A 7,368-nucleotide genomic window follows, 5' to 3' on the forward strand; every position below is an offset into this window, starting at 1 on the left:
AGAGGCCTGGCCTCTGGCGACCGGCGCACGACGATGGCGGTGGCACAGGTCGGCGAGTGGCTCGGGCTCGGTGGCTCGATCCTGGCCAACCTGTTCAACCCGCGAGTGATCGTCATCGGAGGCTATTTCGCCTCGCTGGCCCAGTGGCTGCTGCCACACGCACAAGATCAGCTGCAACGGCTCGTGGTGGCAGCTCCAGCCGCCCAGTGCCGATTCGTCGCCTCCACGCTCGGCTTCGGCGCCGCCTCCCGTGGCGCGGCGAGCATGGTGATCAACCACATCGTCGACGACCCGACCACGCTCATGGATTTACCCAGGCCGGCACCTTACTGACGGCCCCACAGACCTGGAGACGGCACCCTCCAGCAACCGCAATATCCGCTACCACCAAGTGGCAATAAGCGCGGCGGCGCGCGCCTTGCCTGACATCCCCCCAGTCAGGAAGGGTTTTTCATGTCACCACGTCATCGAACGTGGGCCAGGCTGCTCGACGCAGTCCCCCCAGAAGACGGACGACGCCCGAGACGGCGCACCGCGACCACGATGGCCTTAGCCCTCATCGCCCCTTTCATCTCGCTCCTCGCGACGCCGGTGAGCGCCGAGGCCGCCACGGCGGCTGAGCCCGCTTTCAAGGTCGCTGCACCGGCGCTGCCGCAGCCGTCCGAGCCTGCCGCCAAGCCCGCACCACCAGACGCCCGCTTCAAGGTGCTCGTGGTGCGCAGCACCCAGGACGCGGTGTCGTCGGCCGGCCTGGCCGCGATCCGGGATGCGGCCAGAACCGGTCATTTCACGGTCGTGGCGCCCGTGCCCGCTGACGTGGGCGACCATTTCACGGAGAAGAAGCTGGAGCAGTACCGCGCGGTCGTGTTCTTGGACACGGGTCACGCGAGCCCGCTCACGGACGCGCAACGCGCGAACTTCGAGAGCTACTTCCGCGACGGCGGCGGCTTCGTCGGCGTCGGCTCGGCGGTCGAGACCGACGAGTCCTGGTCGTTCCTGACTGACATCCTGGGGACGCGTGCGTCCGGCAGGACCGACGTGCAATCGGGTGACGTGAAGGTCGCCGACCGCGTCCACGACGCGAGCAAGGATCTGCCGCAGTTCTGGTCGCGGACCGACAACTGGTACAACTTCGCGAAGAACGTCCGCGGTGTGTCACACGTCCTCGCCACCGTTGTCGAGGACCCGTTCGGGCCGCAGCCGCAGGGCGCCAACCTCGACGGGATCGCCGGGGGCACGATGGGCGCCGATCACCCGGTCTCGTGGTGTAAGGACTTCCAGGGCGGCCGCTCGTTCTACACCGGCCTGGGCAACACGGCCGCGAGCTTCGACGCCGGCCTCACCAAGCACCTCAAGGGCGCGATCGGCTGGGCCGCGGGCCAGGCCGACCCGGTCTACAGCGATTGCGGCGCGACCGTGCTGGCCAACTACCAGCAGACGAAGATCGGCTCGCCGCCGAACCTGCAGGAGCCGATCGGCTTCGACCAGCTGCCGGACGGCCGCGTTCTGCAGACGGACCGCCTCGGCTCGCTGCGCATGCACGACTCGACCACGGGCGTCACCACGGTCGTCGCCAACTTCGCCGATCCGAGCCTGCCGATGACGCAGCAGATCTACTCCGCGGGCGAGGACGGGCTCTATGGCCCGGCGGTCGACGCCAACTTCGCGACCAACAAGTGGGTCTACCTCTACTACTCGGCGAAGGAGGTCACCGACGTCAAGCTGAGCGACGGATCGGTCGTCACCCAGATCACGCCGAACACCACCCCGCCGGACGTGGCGGCGTCCAAGACCGCGTGGGATCCGTACGTGGGCTATTTCCAGCTCAGCCGCTTCAAGTTCGTCGACGCCACCGACAGCACACCGGCGCACCTCGACATGGGCTCCGAGCAGCAGATCATGCGCGTGCCGGTCAACCGCCAGGAGTGCTGCCACGTCGCGGGCGACATCGACTTCGACAAGCACGGCAACCTCTGGATGGTCACCGGCGATGACACGCCCGCGGGCGGCATCAACGGCGGCGGCTACGGGCCGTACAACTCGCAGAAGACCGACGAGCAGCAGACCGTGCGCGTCACCAACGCGACGGGCGGCACGTTCACCCTGACCTTCGAGGGTCAGACGACGGAGCCGATCGCGTGGAACGCGGATCGCAATGCGATCGACGCGGCGCTCGAGGCGCTCTCGAACATCGAGGCGGATGAGATCCAGACCAGCGGCGGCCCGGTCAACACGTCGAACCTCAACGTGTTCTTCCGCCGCGGCAAGCAGCAGTCCGATCAGCCGCAGATCACCGCCGACGGCGCCGGCTTGACCGGCACCGCCACGCCGGCGATCGCCACCGCCACGGCGCAGGCGGGCGGCTGGTATCAGCGGCTCACCGGTGACTCGCGCCGCAGCGCGCTGAACACCAACGATCTGCGCGGCAAGGTGCTGCGGATCAAGGTCAAGGGCGGCGACATCTCCGCCGCCGACGCCAACAAGGTCGACTTCGGCTCCGGCACGGGCGCCTACTCGATCCCGTCGGGCAACCTGTTCCCGCTGGTCGCGGGCGCGCCGCAGGACAAGACGCGGCCGGAGGTCTACGCGATGGGTTTCCGCAACCCGTTCCGGATCCAGGTCGACGAGAACGACGTGGCCTACATCGGCGACTACTCGCCCGACGCCCAGACACCGCAGCGCTCGCACGGCCCGTCGGGCACCGGCCGCTACGAGATCGTGCGCAAGCCGTCCAACTACGGCTGGCCGACGTGCTACAAGCGCGACCTCGCGCACTACCAGTGGAACTTCCACGAGTTCGCGCCCGGCACCACCACCGCGGGCACGCCGCTGAACAACCCGCCTCAGAAGTTCGACTGCGACGGGCCGACCCAGCGCAACGACTCGCTGTGGAACATTGAGGGCGGTCCGACGGTCGAGCCGGGCCTGAGGGACGTCCCGCCGGTCACCGACCCGGACATCTGGTACTCCTACCGCGACAACAACACGAACGCGCCGCTCGGCACCCCGTGCGAGGCCTACTACGCGCCGACCCCGGGCCCGATCGCGCCCGGCTCGACGACCGAATGCCCGCGGCTGTTCCCCGAGCTCTACACCGGCGGCGTCGGTCCGCACGGGGTCGCGAAGTACCACTACGACGCGAAGAACCCGAACCCTAACAAGTTCCCGCCGTACTACGACGACTCGGTGATCATCAGCGAGTGGACGCAGGACACGCTGCGCGAGGTCAAGCTCGACAAGCAGAACAACCACATCCAGAAGATCAACAACTTCCTGGATTGCGGCAGCCGTGCGAACGCCGGGGCAGGCAGGTTCCGGTTCGAGTGCGACAACCCGATGGACGTGCAGTTCGGTTCTGACGGCGCGTTCTACATGCTGACCTACGGCAACGGGTTCAACGTCATCAGCCCCGACGCGGGCATGTACAAGTGGGAGTACGTCAAGGGCAAGCGCGCGCCGAAGGCCGTGCTCACCACGGACCGCACCGACGGCTCAACGCCGCTGACCGTGAACTTCTCCAGCGCCGGCTCGCTGGATGAGGATCCCGGCGACTCGATCCGCTACGAGTGGAACTTCGGCGACGGCTCGGCGATCGAGACCGACCCGAACCCGACACACACCTACACGCAGTCCGGCCGCTACACGGCCGTGCTGACCGTGCTCGACTCGTCCGGCAAGCAAACCTCGACCAGCACCGTGATCACCGTGGGCAACACGAGCCCGACGGTGGTCGTCAATACGCCGGTGGAGGGCGGGACGTTCGCGTTCGGCGACGACATCCCGTTCTCGGTCACGGTCACCGACCCCGAGGACGGGACGGTGAATTGCTCCGAGGTGCAGGTGACGTTCGTGCTCGGCCACGACACGCACGGCCACGCCGAGGAGTCCGTCAACGGCTGCTCGGGCGTGCTCCACACGATCGCCGACGACGTCTCACACGGCGGCAACGTCTCCGGCGTGATCCAGGCGCGCTACACCGACCACGGCGGTCCGGGCGGCGTCCCACAGCTGACCACGACCGGCCAGCACCAGATCCGCCAGAAGCACCAGGAGGTGGAGTTCGTCGTCAACCAGTCCGGCACCAACACGGCGACCAACACCGACGGCGGCGACGGCGTGCACCGCGGCAGCCTGGGCTCGGGCGACTGGCTCCAGCTCAACGGCCCATTCAACCTGACCAACATCGATTCGATCACGTTCCGCGTGGTGGACGCGACGACCGGCCGCACGCCCGGGTCGCCGCTGGCGGCGATCGAGGTCCGTCAGGACTCGATCACCGGGCCGATCCTGACGACGGCCAACCTCATGTCCACCGGCGGAACGGGAACCTGGACGAGCCAGACGTTCCCGGTCTCGATGTCCGGGACGCATGAGCTGTTCCTGGTGTTCCGCTCGGTCACGGGTGGCGCCACGGGCGGCAACCTGTTCAACCTCAACTGGGCCGAGTTCGTCGGCACGGGCATCGGCACCTAGCGAACCCGCCCGTATAGCAGCAAGAGAGAGAAGACACTAATGCGGAGAAGATTTCGCACATCGGTAGTGGCCGCCTGCGTGACGGCGGCCGCACTCATCCCCGCGGCACCGTCGTGGGCACAGGAAACGACACCGCCGACGATCAACGTGGCGACGCTGTCGCCCTCTGCGCCGACCGGCCAGAACAACTGGTACCGCGGCTCGGTGACGCTGAACATGTCGGCGACCGACGACGTCGGCATCGACAAGTTCCAGTACTCGCTCAACGGCGGCGCCGCCTACATCGACGTGCCCGTCGCGGGGGCGCCGGCGTCGGCCACGGCGTCGGCGGTGATCACACAGGAGGGCAACACCAGCGTCCGGTACCGCGCGGTCGACACGTCCGGAAACGTCGCGGCGTTCCGCTCGATCTCGGTCCGGATCGACACGCGCGTGCCGGCTGCATCGTACCCGGCGATCACCGACGGTCACGTCGGTCACGTCGCCACACTTATCCCGACGCGCACGGACCCCACCCCCGGCTCGGGCGGAGTGGCTGTGCTGAACATGTACCTCGACGGCAAGCTGGTCCCGCCGTTGCCGGTGCAGACCTCCGACCTGTCGCTCGGCGTGCACAAGCTCGCGGTGCATCTCTCTGACGCTGCTTCCAACAGCGCGAAGTACACGCAGACGTTCATCGTGACGACATCGTTCGCGGACGTCGGCACGCTGATCGCCCGGTTCGTGACCGCCGGCAGCGTCCCGGCGGAGGTCGGCGCGGCGCTCCAAGCCAAGCTCGACCAGGCGAAGGCGCTCGCCGACGCCGGTTCGGCCAAGGAAGCGCGCCAGGTCCTGAACGAGTTCGTCTCGATCGCCGGCGACCGGATCGCGCACGGCTCGGTCCGCAACACACTCGTGGGCGATACGCGTTACCTGATCGACCAGCTCAACGGCCGGCTCGCGCCGGAGCCCGCGACGGGCCTCAAGTCTGAGCCCGCGGAGGGCCCGAAGTTCATCCCGGACCCGGTGCTCGCCCCGCTCCCGCACAACCCGCACGCCGACTACAACGTCCTGGTCTTCTCCAAGACGACGGGCTTCCGGCACGACCACATCCCGCACACCGTGGCCGCGATCCAGAAGCTCGGCATCGCGCACAACTTCAACGTCGACGTCTACGACCCGCAACTCCCGACCGTCACGCTGCCCACGAGCCCGTTCCTGAGCCTCGACACGCTCAAGCAGTACGACACGATCGTCTTCGAGTCCAACGTCGGGCACCCGGGCCCGCTCAATGCGATCACCGAGCAGCCGAACTTCGAGGCCTACATGCACCAGGGCGGCGGCTATGTCGGCATCCACGGCGCCGCCGACTCGTTCGAGATCGGCACCTGGCCGTGGTACGGCGACCTCGTCGGTGGGTTCTTCACCAGCCATCCGAACGGCCAGAACGGGTTCGGCCAGTGCGGCAGCTGCATCCACACCGAGGTGGTGACCGAGGACAAAACGCACCCGGCGACCGCGCATCTCCCTGCCCGGTGGATGACGGTCGACGAGCTCTACAACTTCGACCGCAACATGCGGGCCGACGTGCACACGCTGCTGAGCCTCAACGAGGACAGCTACCAGCGCAGCCTCAACAGCGGCAACGCGGCCACCAACCCGTTGCAACTGATGAACGGCGACCACCCGATCACGTGGTGCCAGAACTGGGACGGTGGCAAGGCGTTCTCGACCATCCTCGGCCACTTCCGGACGCAGTACTACGACGACTCGTTCATGCGGATCATCCTCGGCGGGATCGAGACGACCGCCGACCGCAAGGGCGCTAACTGCTCGTCCTACCGCGAGACCAGCCTGCTGATCGAGGCCGACCGAGCGGCCGGGCTGCTGACCGCGGCCGCCGCGGACGCCGCCGGTGCCGCCCTGGACATCGCGCGGGACAGCTACCTGGCAACCAACTACACCACCGCCATCCCGGCGCTGAACTCGATCGTCGCCCTGGCGAACGACAAGGCCTCCGGCGACGCTGCGGCGCGTTCCGAGCTCGCGCGGCAGGCGCGCGAGCTGCGGGAGTGGATGCAGAACCTCAACCGCAACCGCTGACCCGTTCACGCGGCGGGGGCGGTGGATCGCCGCTCCCGCCGCGCTGACGCTGGAGCGCACTACTATCGCGGATTCATGCACGACCTTCTCATGATCATCGACGAAACATCGGTAGGTGCCGCACGTGACCCATCCTCCGAAGGGAGCGGTGATGCGGTCGGGTCGACGCCCTGCAGGCGGCATTCGAACACTAGGTCCAGGGCGACGGCGGTTGCGCCGGCAGGGGCGATCACCGAGGCCGATCGCGAGGTCGTGATGAGCCGGCCGAATGAAATGAAAGAACGCGTTCCGCGACGCGGAGAACGGATGCGTCCGCGATCGGAGGGGAGGAAGATGACGGTGACCCTTGGTCGAATTGCCGGGCTGTCGCGGGCGCCGCCCCGCAGACCGGCCTCACGAGTACGCCGCGCCGTACTGGGTCTTCAGTCAGTCGAGAAGTCCTTCGGTCCTTGTGTGGCCTGATGGCGAACCGAGCAGGACGTCGAGCATGCTCAGGGGAGCTTTAGGTGGTCGAAGCAGGGCGCTGGCGGGCGGTTCCGCGATGGTGCAGGATGGCTAGCATCCGTCACCTTTCCTATACGATCCGAGTGGTCGTCAGCATGCAGCAGCGTTGCGACCGATGTCAACAGGTTCGCGAAGACGCTAGAAGGGACCTCACGTCACGATGGACGACGAAGCGACGATCGCGCTCATGGCCTACGGCGCCTTCGGGCTCCGCGACGCCGCCTTTCACGATGTCGTCGACCTGAGCGCGGAGAGCGAGGTCATCCGCGAAGCGCTCGCTCGCCTGCACGCGGACGGAATGGCCGTAAA

Annotated in this window: 3 protein-coding genes; all 3 read left to right on the plus strand. The window is 67.6% G+C overall.

Translation table 11 applies throughout. The features are described 5' to 3' along the window. A partial coding sequence (locus tag Pka01_RS40375; protein ID WP_203888313.1) for an ROK family protein occupies positions 1-333 on the plus strand: 333 nt, incomplete at its 5' end. A gap of 210 nt (positions 334-543) precedes the next feature. Beyond that, the gene (locus Pka01_RS40380) at positions 544-4,473 is read left to right on the plus strand and encodes a ThuA domain-containing protein (protein WP_203888314.1); all 3,930 of its coding nucleotides are present in this window, start codon (positions 544-546) and stop codon (positions 4,471-4,473) included. Between the two features lie 78 nt (positions 4,474-4,551). After that, the gene (locus tag Pka01_RS40385) at positions 4,552-6,555 is read left to right on the plus strand and encodes a ThuA domain-containing protein (protein WP_203888315.1); all 2,004 of its coding nucleotides are present in this window, start codon (positions 4,552-4,554) and stop codon (positions 6,553-6,555) included. Positions 6,556-7,368: the final 813 nt, after the last annotated feature.

Origin of the sequence: Planotetraspora kaengkrachanensis, assembly GCF_016862895.1 — a bacterium.
Classification (GTDB): domain Bacteria; phylum Actinomycetota; class Actinomycetes; order Streptosporangiales; family Streptosporangiaceae; genus Planotetraspora; species Planotetraspora kaengkrachanensis.

What these genes read in the sequence shown, in the direction of transcription:
- Pka01_RS40380 (WP_203888314.1), top strand. Translation starts at nt 544, where the DNA reads ATGGCCTTAGCCCTCATCGCCCCTTTCATCTCGCTCCTCGCGACGCCG.